Origin of the sequence: Microbacterium sp. SZ1, from assembly GCF_002362255.1 — a bacterium.
GTDB lineage: Bacteria > Actinomycetota > Actinomycetes > Actinomycetales > Microbacteriaceae > Microbacterium.
Window position 1 is genome coordinate 1 of the sequence record NZ_LPVV01000015.1, and the last position, 19,650, is coordinate 19,650.

18 protein-coding genes are annotated in these 19,650 nt (G+C 68.8%); 4 read left to right on the top strand and 14 right to left on the bottom strand.

The genetic code is table 11. From position 1 onward, the window contains the following. Window positions 1–22: 22 nt before the first annotated feature. Together AUC47_RS09390 and AUC47_RS09395 are read right to left on the bottom strand one after the other, a co-directional pair. The gene (locus AUC47_RS09390) at window positions 23–1,483 is read right to left on the bottom strand and encodes an aspartate ammonia-lyase (RefSeq protein WP_096714957.1); all 1,461 of its coding nucleotides are present in this window, start codon (window positions 1,481–1,483) and stop codon (window positions 23–25) included. Window positions 1,484–1,575: 92 nt separating this feature from the next. Next, entirely contained in the window at window positions 1,576–2,490 is a 915-nt protein-coding gene (locus AUC47_RS09395) for a phosphodiesterase (RefSeq protein WP_096714958.1), read from the bottom strand. Window positions 2,491–2,571: 81 nt separating this feature from the next. Between AUC47_RS09395 and AUC47_RS09400 the strand changes: the two genes are divergently transcribed. Next, window positions 2,572–3,138 carry a TetR/AcrR family transcriptional regulator gene (locus tag AUC47_RS09400; RefSeq protein WP_096714959.1) on the top strand — a complete coding sequence of 189 codons (567 nt, stop codon included), beginning with the start codon at window positions 2,572–2,574 and terminating at the stop codon, window positions 3,136–3,138. Between the two features lie 30 nt (window positions 3,139–3,168). Here AUC47_RS09400 and AUC47_RS09405 read toward each other — a convergent pair whose 3' ends face one another. Next, window positions 3,169–3,504 (bottom strand): peptidase, encoded by a 336-nt coding sequence (locus tag AUC47_RS09405; protein ID WP_096714960.1) that lies wholly within the window; start codon window positions 3,502–3,504, stop codon window positions 3,169–3,171. Continuing rightward, complete coding sequence (locus tag AUC47_RS09410) at window positions 3,501–4,883, bottom strand: inorganic phosphate transporter (protein WP_096714973.1); 1,383 nt, start codon at window positions 4,881–4,883, stop codon at window positions 3,501–3,503. Before AUC47_RS09410 ends, AUC47_RS09405 begins: the two co-directional genes overlap by 4 nt. 154 nt (window positions 4,884–5,037) lie before the next feature. Here AUC47_RS09410 and AUC47_RS09415 point away from each other — a divergent pair, with 154 nt between their 5' ends. Both AUC47_RS09415 and AUC47_RS09420 read left to right on the top strand, forming a co-directional pair. Further along, window positions 5,038–7,131 carry a S9 family peptidase gene (locus AUC47_RS09415; protein WP_096714961.1) on the top strand — a complete coding sequence of 698 codons (2,094 nt, stop codon included), beginning with the start codon at window positions 5,038–5,040 and terminating at the stop codon, window positions 7,129–7,131. Window positions 7,132–7,368: 237 nt separating this feature from the next. Next, window positions 7,369–7,632 (top strand): endonuclease domain-containing protein, encoded by a 264-nt coding sequence (locus tag AUC47_RS09420; protein ID WP_256999503.1) that lies wholly within the window; start codon window positions 7,369–7,371, stop codon window positions 7,630–7,632. A gap of 84 nt (window positions 7,633–7,716) precedes the next feature. On the opposite strand, the gene AUC47_RS09425 is transcribed toward AUC47_RS09420, so the two are convergent. From AUC47_RS09425 to AUC47_RS09455, 7 genes are all read right to left on the bottom strand, one after another. After that, entirely contained in the window at window positions 7,717–8,745 is a 1,029-nt protein-coding gene (locus AUC47_RS09425) for an ATP-dependent 6-phosphofructokinase (protein ID WP_096714963.1), read from the bottom strand. A gap of 212 nt (window positions 8,746–8,957) precedes the next feature. After that, window positions 8,958–11,102: a DEAD/DEAH box helicase gene (locus AUC47_RS09430; protein ID WP_096714964.1), complete on the bottom strand. Its 2,145-nt coding sequence runs from the start codon at window positions 11,100–11,102 to the stop codon at window positions 8,958–8,960. Window positions 11,103–11,310: 208 nt separating this feature from the next. Next, the gene (locus tag AUC47_RS09435; protein WP_096714965.1) at window positions 11,311–12,264 is read right to left on the bottom strand and encodes a bifunctional riboflavin kinase/FAD synthetase; all 954 of its coding nucleotides are present in this window, start codon (window positions 12,262–12,264) and stop codon (window positions 11,311–11,313) included. Then, window positions 12,261–12,680, bottom strand: a complete 420-nt coding sequence (locus AUC47_RS09440; protein WP_179297572.1) for a hypothetical protein — start codon at window positions 12,678–12,680, stop codon at window positions 12,261–12,263. The genes AUC47_RS09435 and AUC47_RS09440 overlap by 4 nt, the downstream gene beginning before the upstream one ends. 81 nt (window positions 12,681–12,761) lie before the next feature. Then, entirely contained in the window at window positions 12,762–13,130 is a 369-nt protein-coding gene (locus AUC47_RS09445) for a hypothetical protein (protein ID WP_096714967.1), read from the bottom strand. Beyond that, window positions 13,127–14,020 (bottom strand): tRNA pseudouridine(55) synthase TruB, encoded by an 894-nt coding sequence (truB, locus tag AUC47_RS09450; protein ID WP_096714968.1) that lies wholly within the window; start codon window positions 14,018–14,020, stop codon window positions 13,127–13,129. The genes AUC47_RS09445 and truB overlap by 4 nt, the downstream gene beginning before the upstream one ends. A 27-nt stretch (window positions 14,021–14,047) precedes the next feature. Further along, window positions 14,048–14,695: a hypothetical protein gene (locus tag AUC47_RS09455; RefSeq protein ID WP_096714969.1), complete on the bottom strand. Its 648-nt coding sequence runs from the start codon at window positions 14,693–14,695 to the stop codon at window positions 14,048–14,050. A gap of 75 nt (window positions 14,696–14,770) precedes the next feature. Between AUC47_RS09455 and AUC47_RS09460 the strand changes: the two genes are divergently transcribed. Further along, window positions 14,771–15,643, top strand: coding sequence for an A/G-specific adenine glycosylase (locus AUC47_RS09460; protein ID WP_096714970.1), 873 nt, complete (start codon window positions 14,771–14,773; stop codon window positions 15,641–15,643). 3 nt (window positions 15,644–15,646) lie between these two features. On the opposite strand, the gene AUC47_RS09465 is transcribed toward AUC47_RS09460, so the two are convergent. The 3 genes from AUC47_RS09465 to infB form a co-directional block, all read right to left on the bottom strand. Then, window positions 15,647–17,749, bottom strand: coding sequence for a helix-turn-helix domain-containing protein (locus AUC47_RS09465; RefSeq protein WP_143740717.1), 2,103 nt, complete (start codon window positions 17,747–17,749; stop codon window positions 15,647–15,649). A 108-nt stretch (window positions 17,750–17,857) separates the two neighbouring features. Then, window positions 17,858–18,289 carry a 30S ribosome-binding factor RbfA gene (gene rbfA / locus AUC47_RS09470; protein ID WP_096714972.1) on the bottom strand — a complete coding sequence of 144 codons (432 nt, stop codon included), beginning with the start codon at window positions 18,287–18,289 and terminating at the stop codon, window positions 17,858–17,860. 73 nt (window positions 18,290–18,362) lie between these two features. After that, a partial coding sequence (infB, locus tag AUC47_RS09475; protein WP_096714974.1) for a translation initiation factor IF-2 occupies window positions 18,363–19,650 on the bottom strand: 1,288 nt, incomplete at its 5' end.

Sequence of the window (19,650 nt, forward strand, 5' to 3'; positions counted from 1 at the left end):
CGGGGCCGTCGTCTGTGTCCGATCAGATCTCGACGAGGTCGTCGGGCGTGATCACGGGGATTGCGGCGGTCACCGCTTCCAGCCCCGAGAGGCGCGCCGGCGACAGCTGCTTCGTCACCTCGTCGCGCGACATCAGCCCGGCCTCGACCACGAGGTCCGCGACGTTGCGGTTCGTCAGCAAGGCCGTCTTCGCGAGTGCGGCAGCCGCTGCGTAGCCGATGAACGGCGTCAGAGCCGTGATGACACCCACCGACGCGCCGACCATCGCGCCCAGGCGGTCACGGTTGGCGGTGATGCCGTCGACGCAGTTCACCCGCAGTGTCCACATGGCCTGCCGCATCCAGGTGATCGACTGGAAGATCGAATGCGCGATCACGGGCTCGAACGCGTTCAGCTGGAGCTGTCCGGCCTCTGCCGCCATCGTGACCGTCATGTCGGCGCCGGCGACGGCGAACGCGACCTGGTTCACGACTTCGGGGATGACCGGGTTGACCTTGCCCGGCATGATGCTGGAACCCGCCTGCATCGCGGGGAGGTTGATCTCGCCCAGACCCGCCTGCGGGCCCGACGAGAGCAGACGGAGGTCGTTGCAGATCTTCGACAGCTTCATCGCGTTGCGCTTGAGCGTCGACGAGAACGACATGAACGAGCCCGTGTCGCTCGTGGCCTCGACGAGGTCGCCGGCGGTCACGAGGTCGAGCCCGGTGATCTCGCGCAGGTGCTTCAGCACGGCGGGCGCGTAGTCGACGTGGGTCGTGATGCCGGTGCCGATCGCCGTGGCGCCCATGTTGATCTCGAACATCAGCGATGCGTTCTCGGTCAGGCGCGTGTGGTCGTAGCCGAGGGTGCTGGCGAAGCCGTGGAACTCCTGGCCGAGCGTCATCGGCACGGCATCCTGCAGCTGCGTGCGACCGACCTTGAGCACGTCGTGGAACTCCTGCGACTTGTGCAGGAACGACACGCGCAGCAGATCGAGCTCCTCGAGCAGTGAGCGGAGCGTGAGCGAGAGGCCGATCTTCACCGCGGTGGGGTACACGTCGTTGGTCGACTGACTGCGGTTGGTGTGGTCGATCGGCGAGAGGTACGAGTAGTCGCCCTTCTCACGACCTGCCATCTCGAGCGCGATGTTGGTGATCACCTCGTTCGCGTTCATGTTCGTCGAGGTGCCGGCCCCGCCCTGGATGACGCCGACCGTGAACTGGTCGTGGAACTCGCCGTCGATGACCCGCTGCGCCGCCCGGTCGATCAGGTCGGCGCGCTCGGCGTCGAGCACTCCGATCTCCCGGTTCGCCCTGGCGCTCGCCTGCTTCACCATGGCGAGAGCGACGACGAGGTCGGGGTACACCGAGATCGGGCGCTTCGTGATCGGGAAGTTCGCGTCGGCGCGGGCCGTGTGGATCCCCCAGTACGCGTCGATGGGGATCTCCATGCTTCCCAGGGAATCGGTCTCGGTGCGGGTCAGAGCGGGCGCGGCAGAAGCCATGTCACATCCTTGTGGGTAGTGGCGAGTGTGGAAGCGGGGGATGCCCCAAGTCTACGCCCGCGCGCATGCGTCGCCAGGGATACGACGGCGCGTCAGCGCTTGCGGGAGAACGCCTCGAGACGCTGTTCAGGCGTCAGTGCCGCCATCTCCTCCAACCACCTCTCCGAGAAGTAGTCGCCGGTCGCGGCATCCGTCACCGGCACCACCGTGTGGGTGATCGTCTCGGGACGGACGTGGACGAGCTGGAACGCCTGCGCGGCATCCATTCCGTTGACGTCCGGCGCCGGCTTCGCGACGTTCATGGTGTAGCAGGTGGCCGACGAGACGCTCACCGGCACCCCCGCGAACATGCCGTGCGACGAGTAGTGCAGGTGACCGGCGAGGATGCCGCGCACGTCCGTCCCCCGGATCACTTCGGCGAGTTCGTCCTGGCGGCGCAGCTCCAGGATGTCGAACAGGGGCAGGTGGCTGGGAAGAGGCGGATGGTGCATCGCGAGCAGCGTGCCGTGCGGCGCGGGTTCTTGGAGGACACTCGCGAGCCACTCCAACTGCGCGTCGTCGAGATCGCCGTGGTGCCAGCCCGGAACGGTCGAGTCGAGCGCGATGAGCCGCAGGCCGTCGAGGTCCCAGACACCGGTCACCGGCTCCTGGGTCGGCGCGAGGTCGAGCAGTCCCTCGCGGAGCGCGGGGCGTTCGTCGTGGTTTCCCGCGACCCACACGACGACGGTGCCGAGTTCAGCCGCGACGGGTTCTACCGCGGCGCGGAGTCGGCGGTAGGCGTCCGGCTCCCCCAGGTCAGCGAGATCGCCGGTGACCACGATCGCGGAGGGGTGCGGATGCACGGCCTTGATCGCCTCGAGGGTGCGCGCGAATGAGGCCTCGACGTCGTACCGTCCGCCCAATCGTCGTCCACCGGCGAGGAAGTGCGGGTCGCTGACGTGGACGATCACGTGGGAGGCGGGGCGGTGCCGGCCGAAGACGTACTCGCTCGCGGAGGGCGCTGACATGCGTCAAGCCTAGGGGCGGCCCTGGACATGCGGACAGCGCGCATACCACGTCAGCTGTAGTGATATCGGTAGAGTGCTGTCATGGCGAAGAACGAGACGAGGCGTCGGGCGATCGCGGATGCAGGGCTGCGCATCCTCGCGGCGCAGGGCTCACGCGGCCTCACGCACCGTGCGGTCGACCAGGAGGCGGGGATCCCCGTCGGGACGACGTCGAACTACTTCCGCAGCCGCGAGTCGCTGATCGAGGGACTGGTCGAGCGCATCGGCGAACGCCTCGCTCCCTCTGAAGACGACCTCGCGGGCCGCGCCGAGGGCCGCCCCAGCCCCGCGCTCTTCGCCGACTACCTCCGAGACATCGTCCGCCGACTGAGCGACGACCGCGAGGTCACTCTCGCCCTGTTCGAGCTGCGCCTCGAGAGCAGCCGCCGCCCTGAGCTCGCCGCCGTGCTCGGGGCGTGGCAACGCGCCGGGTTCGACGGGGATGTCGCCTTCAACAGCGCTGCGGGACTGCCGGGTGGTCGGCGCGAGATCGCGCTGTTCCACTACGCGATCGACGGCCTGCTGCTCGATCGCCTCACGAGCCCCATCGATCCCGACACGTCGACCGACGACATCATCGACGACCTCGTCGCGGGGCTCCTGCGCTGAGCGCGACGAGCGTCGCCCGGCTCAGCGGAGTCAGTGCCCGACGACGATGATGAGAATGCCGACGATGACCGCCGCCGCGCACAGCGCGAAGCAGGCGTAGGCGCCGACCAGGGAGACCCGCTTCTGCGCGTCCGTGAGAGGGCTCTTGCGCGCGGCCTTCGCGGCCTGCTTCGCCGCGCGCTTGAGCTCCTTCTCCGTGACGACGGTGATCGCATCCGTGAACTCGGCGGGACTCACCACAGGGGCGTGTCCGCTGCGCACCAGCAGGCGGAGCCCGAGCGCGTAGAACGTGACGACGGCGCAAGCGCCCAGCAGCGCGGCTGCGAAGACCTGCAGGAATGCGCCCCAGTCGATGTCGACGCTCATCGCGACTCCTCCCCGGACGTGTCATCCGCTCGCTCGGCGATCACCGGCGCTTTCTCCGGGGTCTCCCCCGCGCTGCGCTTGCCCTTGGCACCGGCCTTCGCGTCCGCCTTCGCCTTGGCATCCGCCTTGGACTTCGCCTTCGCCTTCTCTCGGGCGTCTGCGCGGGCCTTGGCCTCGGCCTTCGCCTGGGCGATGCGCTGTTGTCGGCGGGTGGGCGGCGGGGTGTCGGGGAGCTCGACCGCGAGGCCCGACTCGGCGACGTCGCTCATCGCGTTCGCAGAGGTCACCGCGTCGCGACGCGAGCGCAGGAAGAGACCGACGATGACCGCGAGCGCGAGCACGGCGTCGATCGCGATGCCCCAGTTGCCGAGCCAGTTCACGAGCAGCGCGGCGACGGCACCCACGGCACCCGCCGCGGGGAGCGTGAGCAGCCAGCCGATCGCGATGCGTCCGGCGGTCCGCCAGCGCACGGTGGATCCGCGGCGACCGAGCCCCGAACCGATCACCGAGCCGGAGGCGACCTGCGTGGTCGACAGCGCGAAGCCGAACGCGCTCGAGGCGAGGATCGTCGCCGCGGTCGAGCTCTCGGCGGAGAATCCCTGTGCCGGCTTGACCTCGGTGAGGCCCTTTCCGAGCGTGCGGATGATGCGCCACCCGCCGAGGTAGGTTCCGAGGGCGATCGTCACGGCGCACGCGATGATGACCCAGAGATACGGGTCGGCCTGCTCGCTGCTCTGCCATCCGACGGCGATGAGCGCCAGCGTGATGACACCCATCGTCTTCTGGGCGTCGTTCGTGCCGTGCGCCAGGGCGACGAGCGACGAGGTGAAGATCTGACCCCAGCGGAAGCCGTCTCGCCCGTCGGGCTTGCCGTCGTACCGGCGCGTGATCGAGTAGGCGATCTTGGTCGCGGCGAACGCGATGATGCCCGCGGTGAGCGGTGCGATGAGGGCGGGCAGGATGATCTTCGACAGGACCATTCCGAAGTCGATACCGGCGACGCCGACACCGACGAGCGTCGCTCCGATGAGTCCGCCGAAAAGCGCGTGCGACGAGCTGGAGGGAAGGCCGAGCAGCCAGGTGAGCATGTTCCAGGTGATGGCGCCGATGAGCCCGGCGAAGATCATCGGCAGGAAGAGCTCCCCCTGCATGCTGTCTTCTCGGATGATGCCGTGCGACACCGTCTTGGAGACCTCGGTCGACAGAAAGGCGCCGACGAGGTTCAGCACCGCAGCCAGCAGCACGGCGGTCTTGGGCTTCAGAGCACCCGTGGCGATGGGAGTCGCCATCGCATTCGCGGTGTCGTGGAACCCGTTGGTGAAGTCGAAGAAGAGTGCCAGCGCGATCACCAGCACGACGATGAGGACTGCGGTTTCCACCGTTCTCTTTCGGTCGTCGGGAAGAGGGAGTGTCGACGGGATCGACGTGATGAACGAAGAGTTCACCGTGGGTTTGACTTCCGTTAACCGGCCCCGGTAGATCCTCCCACCCCCTCGGGTGCCGGTCAACTCGACCTGGACTAGCGTGGAGAGGGTGACTGATGCTCCCATCGCCGCCCGCCGTTCCACGCTCCGCACCCATCACGGGGACACGTTCGACGATCCGTACGAGTGGCTGCGCGACAAGGAATCCACCGAGGTGATCGCGCATCTCGAGAGCGAGAACGAATACACGCAGCAGGAGCTCGCGCACCTCTCCGAGCTCCGCGAGACTCTGTTCCACGAGATCAAGGGGCGCGTCCAGGAGACCGACCTCTCCGTGCCCACCCGGCGCGGAGACTGGTGGTACTACAGCCGCAGCGAGGAGGGCGCCCAGTACGGCATCCACTGCCGCACCGCCGCGGTGGCGGACGACTGGACTCCCCCCGTGCTCGAGCCCGGGGTGCCCGTGCCGGGCGAGGTCGTGCTGCTCGACGGCAACGTCAAGGCCGAAGGGCACGAGTTCTTCTCACTCGGCGCGTTCGACACCTCGGACGACGCGACCCTGCTGCTCTGGTCGACCGACTTCGAGGGCGACGAGTTGTACACGGTGCACGTGCGCGACCTCCGGACCGGCGAGGTGCTGGCCGACGAGATCCCCGACACCGGCAGCGCGTTCTTCACCCCCGACGGCACCGGCATCGTCTACACGACGCGCGACGACGCATGGCGGCCGGACACCCTCTGGCTGCACCGCCTCGGCACCCCGCTCGCAGACGATGTCCGGCTGTTCCACGAGCCGGACGAGAAGTTCTGGCTGGGGGCGGGCATCACCCGCAGCCGCCGCTACCTCGTCATCGCCGTCGGATCGAGCATCACCAGCGAGGAGCACCTCGTCGATCTCGCAGGCGACCTCACGGCGCCGCCCCGCGTGGTCTGGCCACGCCGGGAGGGAGTGGAGTACTCCCTCGATCACGCCGTCGTCGATGGCGAGGATCGGCTGTACATCCTCCACAACGACGGCGCGCTCGACTTCGAGCTCGTCGCGGTGGATGCCTCCGACCCGCAGGGCGAGCGGCGGGTCGTCGTGCCGCACGAGCCCGGTCGTCGCCTGCTCGGCATGGACGCCTTCCGCGACTTCGCCACTGTCGAGTACCGCAGTGAGGGGCTCGAGCGCGTCGGGCTGCTCGACTACGCCACCGACGCGATCGAGGACGTGACCTTCGACGAGCCGCTGTACTCGGCGGGCGTGAGCGGGAACCCGGAGTGGCACTCTCCTTTCCTCCGACTCGGGTACACCTCGTTCGTGACCCCGGCGACCGTCTACGAGCTGGACCTCTCGACACGTGAGCTGGTGCTGCGCAAGCAGGTCGCGGTGCTGGGCGGATACGACCCGCAGGACTACGATCAGCGCCGCGCGTGGGCCACGGCATCCGACGGCACGCTGGTGCCGATCTCCCTCGTGTGGAGGCGCTCGTTCGGTGAGCCGGGCGACACGCCCCGCCCGGTGCACCTGTACGGATACGGCTCGTACGAGCACTCCATCGATCCCGGATTCTCGGTCGCGCGACTGTCGGAGCTCGACCGCGGCATGGTGTTCGCGGTCGCGCACGTGCGCGGGGGCGGCGAGATGGGCCGGCAGTGGTATGAAGACGGCAAACTGCTGCAGAAGCGGAACACCTTCACGGACTTCGTGGCGTGCGCCGAGCAGCTCGTCGCGGACGGCGTCACCGCCCCGTCGCTGCTCGTCGCGGAGGGCGGCAGTGCGGGCGGTCTGCTCATGGGCGCGATCACCAATCTCGCCCCCGAACTGTTCGCGGGTGTCCTCGCAGCGGTGCCTTTCGTGGACGCGCTGACGACGATCCTCGACCCGTCGCTGCCCCTCACCGTCATCGAGTGGGATGAGTGGGGCGACCCGCTGCACGACCCGGACGTCTACGAGTACATGAAGTCGTACACGCCGTACGAGAACATCGGCGACGGATCGACCTACCCCCGCATCCTGGCCGTCACGTCGCTCAACGACTCCCGCGTGGCGTACGTCGAGCCCGCCAAGTGGGTCGCGGCGCTGCGCGCAGCAGGCGCCCGAGACGTGCTGCTCAAGTGCGAGATGGTCGCCGGACACGGAGGAGTGAGCGGACGCTACAACTCGTGGAAGGAGCGTGCCTTCGAACTCGCGTGGATCCTCGACACCGTGGGGCTCGCCTAGCGGTCTCGGGTCTGCCCTGTCCTGCTTCTGCACGGACAGCCGGCAGGACGCACTGCTCACGGGGAGTGCGTTTCCGGCATCCACCGGTCTCTCCCGTGCTCCAGGGTGGATGAATGCGATTGGCGACCTGGCTCCGTGCACATGGTGGCGCCGCCCACACCTCCGAGCTCTATGCGGCCGGATTCGGCAAGCAGACGATCGCTGACGCGGTGCGATCAGGACGGATGCTGCGCCGACGTGCGACAACAGGTCTGGATCGACGGTCATCGCGTCGACGGTCTGATCGGCGAGTGCCTCATCGTGCAGCTCGACGGCTTCGCCCACCACAGCACTGCGGTCGACCGTCGCCGCGATATCGAGGCAGACGCGCGCTTGCGACTGCGCGGCTACACCGTGCTGCGGTTCGACGACGTGCAGGTCCTGTTCCATCCGGATGAGGTCGCCGAAGTGGTTCTCATGGCGATGGCCCAGGGCCTGCATCGAGGCGCGCGACCTGCCTGAGATCAGGAGGTTCGCCCGATCTCAGGACGCGATCGCCCGATTCGTCCTGATCTCAAGCGATTCCCCTGATCTCGGCACTCCGAGTCAGCCGAAGAGCGCGGCGGCCTCGTCGTAGCGGCTCCGTGGCACCGTGTTCAGCTCGCCGAGCGCCTCGGCGAAGGGGACGCGCACGATGTCGGTGCCCTGCATGGCGACCATCTGCCCCCAGGCGCCATCGACGATCGCGTCGGCAGCGTGCAGGCCGAGTCGCGTCGCGAGCACCCGGTCGAACGCCGACGGCGACCCACCGCGCTGGATGTGGCCGAGGATCGTGGCCCGTGTCTCGATCCCGGTGATGCGCTCGATCTCCGGGGCGAGCTGGTCGCCGATCCCGCCGAGGCGCGGGCGGTTGAAGGCGTCGAGGCCCTTGTCGCTGTAGGCCTCGTCCATGCCCTGCAGCTTGAAGCCCTCGGAGACGACGACGAGCGGCGCACGTCCACGGTCGTGCGCACTGGTGACGAGGGCCGTGATCTCCTCGAGGGTCTGCGGCACCTCGGGGATGAGGATGGCGTGTGCACCCGCCGCCATGCCGGCGTGCAGGGCGATCCAGCCGACATGACGGCCCATGACCTCGGCGACCATGCAGCGCTGGTGCGAGTCGCCGGTCGTCCGGAGGCGGTCCATCGCATCCGTGGCGATGTTGACAGCCGTGTCGAAGCCGAAGGAGTAGTCGGTCGCACGCAGGTCGTTGTCGATGGTCTTCGGCACGCCGATGACGTTGATGCCGTCCTTCGCGAGGCGGTCGGCCGCGGCGAGGGTCCCCTCGCCGCCGATCGCGATGATGCCGTCGATCTTGTGGCCGTAAAGCGTCTTGGCGATGTTCTCGGCGCCGCCGCGCTCGCCCTCGTAGGGGTTCGTCCGGCTCGTGCCGAGGATCGTGCCGCCGACCTTCGAGAGACCCTTCACCTCGTGACGGGTGAGCGGGAAGAAGTCGCCGTCGACCACGCCACGCCAGCCGTCGCGGATGCCGACGAACTCGAGGTCGTAGGTGGTGGTGCCCTTGAGCACGATGCCGCGGATGACCGCGTTGAGTCCGGGGCAGTCGCCGCCGCTCGTCAGGATGCCGATCTTCATGCTTGCCTCAGACGGTTTCGGGAAAGGGGGAAAGGCGACGCTGCCTGCGATCGACACTAGTGGCACGGGGCGACCGCGCGCCATTCCGACCGCCGAAAACCGATGATCTTGCCGCCAAATCGCGACGATCCGCGAGATGTTCGCCGATCAGCAACCGAAGATGAGAAATCGGCGTCAAGAATCATGATTCTTGACGCCGATCTCGATACGTCTCAGGCTCCGCCGAGCGCCTGTCGCAGCAGATGCATGAGGGCGCCGAGCTGCACGGGCTCCGCTGCAGCCTCATCGGTCGCCTCGCCGTCGAGGGCACGCGCCGCGAGCCCCTGCTTCTGGTCGATCAACTCGGCGATCTTCGTGTCGACGGTGTGCGCGGCGATGATGCGCCATGCCGTGACGGGCTCGCCCTGACCGATGCGGTGGACGCGGTCGATCGCCTGTGTCTGCTCTGCCGCCGTCCACGACAGCTCCGCGAGAACGACGTTCGAGGCCGCCTGCAGGTTCAGACCGACCCCGGCCGCCGTGAGCGAGCAGACGGCGATGCCGACCTCGGGGTCGCCGTTGAAGTCGTCGATCGCCTGCTGGCGGGTCGTGGTGGTCTGATCTCCGCGGATCGACACCGAGCGGATGCCGGCGGTGGCGAAATGCGCCTCCGCCTGGTCCATGACATCGATGTGCTTGGCGAAGAAGACGACCTTGCCGACCGAGCGCTGGAGCTGTGCGGCGTAGTCGGCGGCGAGCTGCGCCTTGGCCTGACCGATGCGCCGCACCATGGTGAAGACGTTGTCGCCGCCCGTGCCTGCCGCCTTCGACTCCTCGAGCTCGTTCTGCGCCACCAGGCGCACGATGTCGTCGTCGATCTCGCCCGGCGCGAGGCCGCGGTCGCCGCGCGCCTCGATGATGCGGCGATAGCGCGCGGCGAGCCTCTCCCCCAGCTCGCGCTCGGCCTGACGGATGCTGCGACCGAACTCGTCGTCGAGCTGGACCGGCAGATCGGCGATCAGCTTGTCGGGCAGGTCGGCCGCGACGTCCTTCTTCTTTCGGCGCACGATGCCCATCGAGATCACGGCATCCCGCGCCTCCGGATAGAAGGCCTTGTCGGCGGGAGTGAATCCGGTCGCGTCGAGCTTCTCCATCAGCTCAGGTCCGGGCTTCTCGCCCGTGGTCCAGCCCAGGAATCGCCAGATCGCGTCGAAGTCCTCGACGTCGTTGATGAGCGGCGTGCCGGTGAGCGCGAGCAGCAGGGGCTTGCCGCCGCGAGTCCGCTCCCGCACTCTCGACGCGAGCGACAGCACGTTCTGCGACCGCTGCGAGGAGAGGTTCTTGATGAAGTGCGCCTCGTCGACCACCATGCCGCGCAGGCCGATCGACGCCAGCCACGACATGTGCCGGTCGAGGATCTCGTAGTTGACGATGAACACGTCGGCGAAGGCGTCGATGTCATCGCCGTCGCCCTGGATCACGGTGGCGCGACGTTGCGGCGTCCACCGCTCGACCTCGCGCGCCCAGTTCATCTTCACGACGTTCGGGACCACGACGAGCAGCGGGTACGCGTTCGCGACGGAGGCTGCGAGCACCGACTGCGCGGTCTTGCCGAGGCCGGGCTCGTCGGCGAGCAGGAAGCTGCGGTGGCCGGCCCGCACTGCTTCGAGGAAGCGCGACTGGTGCACCATCACCTCGAGGCCCTTGGGTGAGATGTGGTCGAACTCCGGCGCGGGCGGCAGGTCCATGCTGGCCGCGGCCCCCCCGGCACCGGTCTCGAACGCCTTGTAGAGCGGGCCCATCAGCTCCCAGCCGTCCAGACGACGACGAGGCGTGGTCGTGGCACGCGGCGTGAGATCCGGTGCGAGGAACGGGTTGGCGAGCTGGCGTGCCTCCACAGACGGCGGCGTGACCTGGCGCTCGGCGATCGCCGCGGGAACGACCGGCATCTGCACGGGCGCGATGTCGGCGATGATCAGCTCCTCGGGAGCGAGCTCGGCCCCCGACTCCAGCAGCCAGTCACGGCGCATGCGCTTGGCCACGGGCGACGTGGCCTGATCCGCCTCGAGCAGCTGGATGAGCGAGGTGTCCCGCGCCGCGGTCTTGGCGAGGATCGTCGCGACGCCGTCGAGACGCTTCAGCAGCTCCGCACGCGCGGCGTCGGTGATCTCGCCGTCGGCCTTGACGCGGGCGCGTTCCTCGCGCACCAGGAACGCGATGACCTGGAACTTGACCCGATTCGTCGGACCGAGCTTCCCTCGCTGCGACTTCGCCTCGATCTCGCGCACCTTGCGCGCCAGGATCGGGATGAGGGGCGCCTCATCATCGCGTCGGGATGTCTTCTTGCGCCGCGGGGCGGCGGTTGCCGTGGTCGGCATGCTCCTCCTGAGCGTGAAGGCCGCTGCATCCTCGTGATGCGACGGCCGTTCTCGATGTCCGCGTGTGGCGTGAGCCAGGACCGTACGAACAGTGTTTCCGATCGAGACCGATGCGCGAATGCCGCGCGAGGATCGGTGACGACTGCGACCAGTCTATGCCATCCGACTGCCTCGGCGCAGTGCGCGCCACGCGGACCGGCCAGCCGTGTCAGTCGTGCCCCGGGCCGAGAACCTTCCGGGCCTCGACGACATCGTCGGCCATCTGCTGTGTGAGCTTCTCGATGCCCTCGAACGCGACCATCCCGCGCAGCCGCTCGACGAACTCAACGGTCACATCATGACCGTAGAGGTCGAGGCCGGTCTCGCCGATCACATGCGCCTCGACCTGACGCTGCAGCACGTCGTCGAACGTGGGGTTGGTGCCGACCGAGATCGCGGCGCGGTGACGGATCCCCGTGTCGTGGTCGACGAGCCAGCCGGCGTACACTCCGTCCGCCGGAACGAACGAATCGACCGTCGCAGACAGGTTCGCGGTCGGATAGCCCAATTCTCGGCCCCGCTTGAGCCCGTGCACGACCTCGCCGCGGACGTCGACGTTGCGATCGAGAACGCGGGCCGCGGTCGCGACGTCGCCCGCCATCAACAGCTCGCGGATCCAGGTCGACGACACCCGGCGCTGCGATCCGTCGAGGTAGACGTCGTCCACCACCTCCACGCTGAAGCCGTACTGCGGCGCGAGCTCGCGCAGCAGCGACGGGGTGCCCGCTCCGCCGCGTCCGAAGCGGAAGTCCTCGCCGACCAGCACGGTCGAGACGTGCAGCGCCCCGACGAGGATGTCGGCGACGAACTCCTCGGCCGTGCGTGCCGCGAGCTCCTCGTCGAAGGTCAGGACGAGGGTCGCGTCGAGGTCGAGCTCCGCAAGGAGCTCGAGCTTGCGGTCGACCGTCACGACGTTCTCGGGGCAGCGGTCCGGTCGAAGGACGGCCAGCGGGTTCCGATCGAAGGTGACGGCGACGGCGTCCACACCGGACCCGGCGGCCACTTCCTTCAGGCGACGGATGACCGCTCGATGGCCGGCGTGCACGCCGTCGAACTTGCCGATCGCCACCGCCGACGGACCGAAGCCCGGCGGCACCTCGCGGGGATCCCGGAAGACGATCACGCGACCACTCCGGTCGACGCGGGCTTCGTCACGACCACAGCCGGACGATGAGTGCGCAACCACCAGATGCCGAAGACCGGAAGGACCAGCGGGATGAAGAGGTACCCGCGTCCGAACATCGACCAGACCGTGTCGTGCGGGAACAGATCGGGCAGGAAGATGCTGAGAGCACCGACGACCAGCACCCCGGTCAGCTCGAACACGATCGCCACCCACGCCACCGTGTACCAGCCGGGGCGACGGGCGAAGATCAGGGCGAGCGTCGCGAGCACGTAGACCACCGCGGCCACGGCCGAGAGCGAGTACGCCAGAGGCGCGTCGTCGAACTGCCGGACGATCTGCACGAAGCTGCGACCGGTCGCGGCCAGCGCCATCACGGCGTAGACGATCACGAGGACACGGCCGATGCCGGTCATGCGAGTGGAGGGGACGGAGGTGCTCATAGCTCCCCCCATTCTAGGCGCGGCCGTCCGACGCGGATGCTCGCGTGCGGCCGCTCAGGCCACCTGAATGGTCCAGATCGCATACATGCGCCAGACCATGATCGCGACGGCGATCGCCGCCACACCGAGGATCACGGTGCTCCAGCGGCTGCGCTCCATCAGCGCCCACAGCACCGCGCCGATCGGCAGCAGCACGGCGGACACGAGATACACCCAGTACTCGAGCAGGTCCCCCGTCGGAGGATTGCCGACGAACGGCGCGACGATCGCGACGACCACCTGCACGACGAGCAGCAGTTCGACCAGCGCGAGGCTGCCGACGGAGTAGTCGCTGGGGCGCCGACCGGCGAGACCGAGGGCGACGCAGAAGACACCGGCCGCGGCGGCCGCGACGATTTGGACGATGGTCAGCCACAGGATCATCGGTTCGCCTCGGGCATGTTCATCTCGCTCTTGAGGTCGGCACCGCGCGCGGCGACAATGCCGACGAGCACGCCCTCCACGTCGATGGCGGCCGCAACGGGGCCGGTGAGGCGCGACGCCTGACCGGCGAGTCGCTTGCCGTGGCGGAGATCGCGAGCCTCTTCGGCCGACACGGCGAGCGTCGTCACCACCCGTGCGGCCGCCGCGGCCGGGGACAGCGGCACGGCTTCGGCGAGGTCATCGATGACCGCGGCATCCCGCACGTGAAAGTCGCCGACCCTGGTGCGCCGCAGTGCCGTGAGGTGTCCTCCGACTCCGAGCGCTGCGCCGAGGTCGCGGGCGAGCGAGCGGATGTACGTGCCGGAGGAGCAGTCGACGACCACGTCGAGCTCGAGGTACCCGTCGCCTGCGCGGCGGGCGATCTCTTCGAAGCGCGACACGGTCACCTCGCGTGCTGCCAGCACCACGTCCTCGCCTGCCCGGACCCGGTCGTACGCACGCCGACCGTCGACCTTGATGGCCGACACCGAGCTCGGCACCTGCGAGATCGTGCCGGTGAGCGCGGCGATGCCCTCCGCCAGCTGCGCATCGGTCAGCGCGTCCACCGCGTCGGCATGCGCCGCGACGAGCACCTCGCCCTCCGCGTCATCCGTCGTCGTGGTCGAGCCCAGCCGGATGGTGGCCTCGTAGGTCTTATCCGCCCCGACGATGTACGTGAGCAGCCGCGTCGCTCCCTCGATGCCGATCACGAGCAGACCGGTCGCCATCGGGTCGAGGGTGCCTGCGTGACCGACCTTGCGCGTTCCGAAGGCGCGGCGCACGCGCGCGACCACGTCGTGACTGGTCAGCCCCGAGGGCTTGTCGACGAGGAGGATGCCGGGCGAGACCATCCCCCCAGCCTACGATGCGCGCTGCCGTCAGCCGCACACCTCATACGACGGCTCGGAGCGCGTGGTGACGACGACGCTGGAGGCGGCGTCCACCCCTTCTGGGAATGCGAAGAACACGTGCGCTGGATCCGCTCCGGGCACCATGAGAAAGGTGCTGTCGCCGATCTGGGCGACGATCTCCTGCGCACCCGGGTACGCGGCGAGCACCTCGTCCTTCGACGCCCCGAGACCGATCCCCTTCGCCGTCATCGGACTCTGGGTCGGCTCCGCTGGATCGTTACCGCCGACGTTCACGGAGATCTCGGTGATCGGCGCGGTGTCGCTCTCCGTGCCACGTACGGCGTACATCTGATACCCGGCTCCGGGCTCTTGCCACCAGGCCGTCCAGGAGCAGTTCGCCGGGTCGTTCTGCCAGGCGTCCGACAGCTCGGACAACGTCGAAGCGAGGTCACCGCCGATCTTGACGGGACCGACACCCTCGGCGCTGACGGTCCAGGTCGTCGGGTCCTCAAGATCGGCCGCGGGGGGCGTGAGCGTCGGCGAGCGGGACGGCGACGGTGCGTCGGTCGCCGTCGTCGACGATGTCGGTGACGGCGCCGGGTCGGATGCGCACCCGGCCGCTGAGACCGTCATCAGTGCGAGCGTGAGGATGGCCGCTGCGGTCTTCGTCTTCATCTTCTGTACTCTCCGGTCGGTGGTCGTTGCGTGATCTAGGCTGTCGAGGTGTCCTCGACTCCGCGTTCCACCCCCATGGAGACGCAGCCGTTGATCGAATGGTATCGAGAGTCGGCGCGCGACCTTCCGTGGCGACGCGCTGCCTTCCATGACGACTTCGGGGCGTGGGGAACGCTCGTGAGCGAGTTCATGCTCCAGCAGACGCCGGTGACCAGAGTCATCCCTCACCTGGACGCGTGGCTCGCGAGATGGCCCACCCCGCGCGCGCTCGCTGCGGCGACCCCCGCCGAGGTGGTGCAGCAGTGGTCGAACCTCGGCTATCCGCGTCGAGCGCTCTGGCTGCACCGTGCCGCGATCGAGATCGCGGAGCGACACGACGGGGTCGTCCCCCGCGATGTCCACGCGCTGCTCAGCCTGTCGGGCATCGGCGACTACACAGCGCGCGCCGTCGCGGTCTTCTCCTACGGCGACCGCCACCCGGTGGTCGACACGAACACGCGCCGTGTCATCGCGCGTGCGGTGCTGGGTCAGGCGCAGCCGGGGTCTCCCTCGCGGCGCGATCTGGAGGCGATGGAGGCGCTGCTGCCCGATTCGGACGTCGACGCCGCGGTCTTCAACGCCGCGGCGATGGAGCTGGGGGCGACCGTGTGCGTCGCCCGGAATCCGCGGTGCGAGCGGTGCCCCGTGCTGGAATCCTGCGCGTGGGTCGCCGCCGGTCGTCCCGATACGGGCGACACGAGGCGACGTCAGGCCTCCTTCGAGGGGTCCGACCGTCAGGCGAGGGGGAAGGTCCTGCGCGCGCTGCGTGACGCCGCACCTCGGGGCGTACCCCTCGCGGCGCTGCTGGTCGATTGGCCGGACGCTCAGCAGCGCGACCGGGCGATCGACTCCCTCATCGTCGACGGCCTGGCCGAGGCCGACGGAGAGATGCTATCCCTCCCCCGTTGACGCTCAGCCGTGACGGGCACTGCGGAGAGCGAGCAGCATGAGCTCGACACGCGAGCGCACCCCCAGCTTCGCGAAGATGCGCCCGAGGTGCACCTCGACCGTCCGCACCGACACCGTGAACGACGAAGCGATCTCGCGGTTCGAGGCGCCGCCGACGACCGCCAGAGCGAACTCGAGCTCGCGGCGGGTGAGCATGGGTGCCCACCGCCGACGTATGGCCTCGACCGCGTCACCCAGTCCGTCGCCGTGCTCCGCCGTCTGGTCGAGCATTCGGATGCGCTCAGCGACCTGCTCCGCCCACGCGAGCGCGCCCGACTCCTCGAACAGCGCCAACGCGGCTTCCAGGTGCCTTCTGCCTGCCCGGGGATCATCGTGGATGACCGCCCGCACGCCGAACGCGGCTGACACCCGCGCCCGTTCGAAGGGCGAGCGGATGCCGCGGGCTGCGTCCTCCAGCTGCGACGCCTCCGCCGCCCAGGCGGCCTGGGAGATCGTGGATGCTCGAAGCCGCAGAGTGCGGGCGAGGGTCATCTCCGGCGGCTCGACGCGATGCCTCGGGATCGCCTCGACATCGAGGCCGACCGGAGCGATCTCGTCGATTCCCGGCACGGCGAGGACGGGCTGCGGCGCACCGCGCTCGACCCACAGCCGAAAGAGGGCCACCGCCTCGTCGGACCGCCTGCCGAGGTGCGCCCGGACGGCTCGATCGACCAGGTGATCGACTCTCGTCGGCGCCGGGAGTGCGGCGGTCAGCGATCGAGAGATCGGACCGATCTCACCGGTGACGGCCAGATCCAGTCGCCGTGCGAGTACGACGCCGAGGCCGGCGAAGGGGATCGCCACCGGCAGCTCCAGCGCCGCCGAGGCGAGCTGCTCTCTGGCGGAACCGAGGTCACCTCGCCAGGTCATCAGGAGGCCCTCCGCGACCGCTCGATGCGCCTCGATGAGAGGACTCCGCTCGAATCCCGCGATGAACGGGTCTCGGGCATCCGCCTGGGGGTAGTCACCGGCGGCGAGGATGCGCAGGCCTGCGTCCACGTCGCCTCCGACAGCGGCGCGCAGTGCTCCGTACACCACCCCGGTGAGCGGACCGGTACCCCGCGCGTCGTCTGCCTGGCTCTCGCCGAGGAGCAGCCACGTCATCGAGACGACCGGATCGCGCAGTTCCCGCCCGGCGCCGACCTTCGCTGCGGCGAGACGCAGCTGATCGAGCCATTCACGCGCGCGCCCGCGGTCACCGCGCTCGGCGCACAGAGCTGCGGCGAAGGCTGTGGCCCTGGCATACGCGTACCAGTCCACAGCGGCGTCGGTCTGAGGGCGAAGAGAGACGGGATCGACAGCGGGCACGACCCCGCGCAGATGGGTCTCCGCGGCCAGCAGAACCGCCGCGCCGAGCAATGCCGCGTGCTCCGATCCGTCGCGGAACAGCTCGGAGAGCCATGCGGCGGCCTCCGCTGCATACCCGGCCCCCATCGCCGAGACTCCGGCGGTCAGCAGAGCCTGGTCGCGGACGACGCCCGAGGAGTGCTGCGCCGCGAGGGCGGCGAATCGCAGCGAGGGCAACGACTCGTCGTCCGCGCGCAACAGATGTGCGGCGCGAAGAAGTTCGACGGCGGCGCCGGCGTCCCGAGCAGACGCCCCGGAAGCTCGATGCCATGCCGCGACCGCGGCATCGTCATGCTCGGAATACAGGCCGGCGAGCCTCCTGTGGGCGGCCATGACCTCCTCGGCCGTGCTCGTACCGACGATCCATGCCGCCAAGCGCTCGTCGACTCGTGCGCCGAGTACTCTGTCTCCGCATCGAGATGCGGTGCACGGCGACTCGGCATCCAGTGCCTGCTCGAGGAGGACCTTCTTCTCTTCCGGAGACGGCACGAAGTCCGAGAAGACCGCCTCGATCGCCGGGACCAGAGGCAGGGGTGACGGCAGGGACCGGAGACCGCGGCGTTGCGAGACGTCGAGAACGCCCGCCACTTGCACGACCGCCTCCCGATCGCCATCCAGCCGTCGGAAGAGGCAGGCGACGACATCGGGAGCGCATCCGAGGTCGCGGGCGAGCAGATCCTCGAGGACGGAGACCACGCCCGAGGCATCCGCCTCCGCCACGCCACGCGCACTGTGCACCGCTCTTGGTCCCCCCGGTCCGGACGAGCGTGCGCTCGTCAAGCCGACGGTAGCAACCGGTTTTCCGGTCTCAAGCGAGATGCTGATACATCACGAACGCGTGTCGTCGTCCTCACGCACGTAGGGGTCTGCATCGCCCGCGTGCGATGCAGACGACGCGAGCTTGGCGACCTCCGCGTCCCGCTCCTGAGCCTCACGGAGCAGGGCGGAGATGTGGTCGGCGCTCTCCGGCAGGGCGTCCGGGATGAACTCGAGGGTCGGCACCAACCGAGTGCTGAGCTGTCGACCGACCTCGCTGCGCAGCATCCCGGTCGCCGAGGTGAGGGCTGCGCCGCTCGCGACGCGCTCCTCCTCCGTGCCGAGCACCGTGTAGAACACCGATGCGTGCTGCAGGTCGCCGCTCACACGAACGTCGGTGATCGTCACGAAGCCGAGACGCGGGTCGCGCAGCCCCTTCTCCAGACGCTCGGCGAGGATGACGCGGATGCGATCCGCGAGTCGGGCCTGTCGTTCACCAGCCATGTGATCCTTCTCCTCCTGGGAAGTCTTCGGGCGAGGATGCGTGCGCACCCTCGCCCGAAGATATCGAACCCGATCAGCCGCGAGGCTTCTCGACCATCTCAGTGGTCTCGATCTCGTCGCCGATCTGGATGTCGTTGTACTTGCCGAGGCCGATACCGGCCTCGTAGTCCGTACGCACCTCGGTGACGTCGTCCTTGAAGCGACGCAGCGACTCGATGGCGAGACCATCGGCGATGACGACGCCGTCGCGGATGACGCGGGCCTTGGCGTTGCGCGTGATCGTTCCCGACCGCACGATGACACCGGCGATGTTGCCGAACTTCGAGGAGCGGAACACCTCGCGGATCTCGGCGACGCCCGACTGGACCTCTTCGTACTCCGGCTTGAGCATGCCCTTGAGCGAGCTCTCGATCTCATCGATCGCGTTGTAGATCACCGAGTAGAAGCGGATGTCCACGCCCTCGCGCTGAGCGCGCTCACGCGCCTTCGTGTCGGGGCGGACGTTGAAGCCCACGATGATCGCGTTGTCGATCGTCGCGAGGTTCACATCCGACTCGGTGATCGCGCCGACGCCGCGGTGGATGATCCGCAGCTGCACGGAGTCGTCGACCTCGATCTTGAGGAGCGACTCCTCCAGTGCCTCGACGGCACCGGACACGTCGCCCTTGATGATGAGGTTGAGCGACTCGACCTTGCCCTCTTCCAGAGCGCGGGTGAAGTCCTCGAGCGAGATGCGCTTGCGGGCCTTGGCCAGCTGCGCGTTGCGCTCGACGGCCTCGCGCTTCTCAGCGATCTGGCGAGCCGTGCGGTCCTCCTCGGTGACGATGAAGACGTCACCGGCACGGGGCACGGAGTTCAGACCCTGCACCTGCACCGGACGCGACGGGTAGGCCTCGAGGACCTGCTCGCCGTTCTCGTCGGCCATCGCCCGCACACGTCCGTACGCGGTACCGGCGACGATCGCGTCACCGACCCGGAGCGTTCCGGACTGGATCAGCACGGTCGCGACCGAACCGCGGCCCTTGTCGAGCTTCGCCTCGATGGCGACACCACGAGCGGCCTTGTTCGGGTTGGCGGTCAGGTCGAGACCAGCGTCGGCCGTGAGCAGCACGGCGTCCAGGAGCTCCTGGATGCCGGTGCCGGCGCGGGCCGAGACGTCGACGAACATGACGTCGCCGCCGTACTCCTCGGCGACCAGACCGTACTCGGTGAGCTGCTGGCGCACCTTGGCCGGGTTGGCCTCGGGCTTGTCGACCTTGTTCACCGCGACCACGATCGGCACGTTCGCCGCCTGGGCGTGGTTCAGCGCCTCCACCGTCTGCGGCATGATGCCGTCGTCGGCGGCGACCACGAGGATCGCG

Coding starts and splice junctions, on each gene's coding strand:
- AUC47_RS09390 (WP_096714957.1), bottom strand. CDS start 1,483: ATGGCTTCTGCCGCGCCCGCTCTGACCCGCACCGAGACCGATTCCCTG.
- AUC47_RS09395 (WP_096714958.1), bottom strand. CDS start 2,490: ATGTCAGCGCCCTCCGCGAGCGAGTACGTCTTCGGCCGGCACCGCCCC.
- AUC47_RS09400 (WP_096714959.1), top strand. CDS start 2,572: ATGGCGAAGAACGAGACGAGGCGTCGGGCGATCGCGGATGCAGGGCTG.
- AUC47_RS09405 (WP_096714960.1), bottom strand. CDS start 3,504: ATGAGCGTCGACATCGACTGGGGCGCATTCCTGCAGGTCTTCGCAGCC.
- AUC47_RS09425 (WP_096714963.1), bottom strand. CDS start 8,745: ATGAAGATCGGCATCCTGACGAGCGGCGGCGACTGCCCCGGACTCAAC.
- AUC47_RS09430 (WP_096714964.1), bottom strand. CDS start 11,102: ATGCCGACCACGGCAACCGCCGCCCCGCGGCGCAAGAAGACATCCCGA.
- AUC47_RS09440 (WP_179297572.1), bottom strand. CDS start 12,680: ATGACCGGCATCGGCCGTGTCCTCGTGATCGTCTACGCCGTGATGGCG.
- AUC47_RS09445 (WP_096714967.1), bottom strand. CDS start 13,130: ATGATCCTGTGGCTGACCATCGTCCAAATCGTCGCGGCCGCCGCGGCC.
- truB (WP_096714968.1), bottom strand. CDS start 14,020: ATGGTCTCGCCCGGCATCCTCCTCGTCGACAAGCCCTCGGGGCTGACC.
- AUC47_RS09455 (WP_096714969.1), bottom strand. CDS start 14,695: ATGAAGACGAAGACCGCAGCGGCCATCCTCACGCTCGCACTGATGACG.
- AUC47_RS09460 (WP_096714970.1), top strand. CDS start 14,771: ATGGAGACGCAGCCGTTGATCGAATGGTATCGAGAGTCGGCGCGCGAC.
- rbfA (WP_096714972.1), bottom strand. CDS start 18,289: ATGGCTGGTGAACGACAGGCCCGACTCGCGGATCGCATCCGCGTCATC.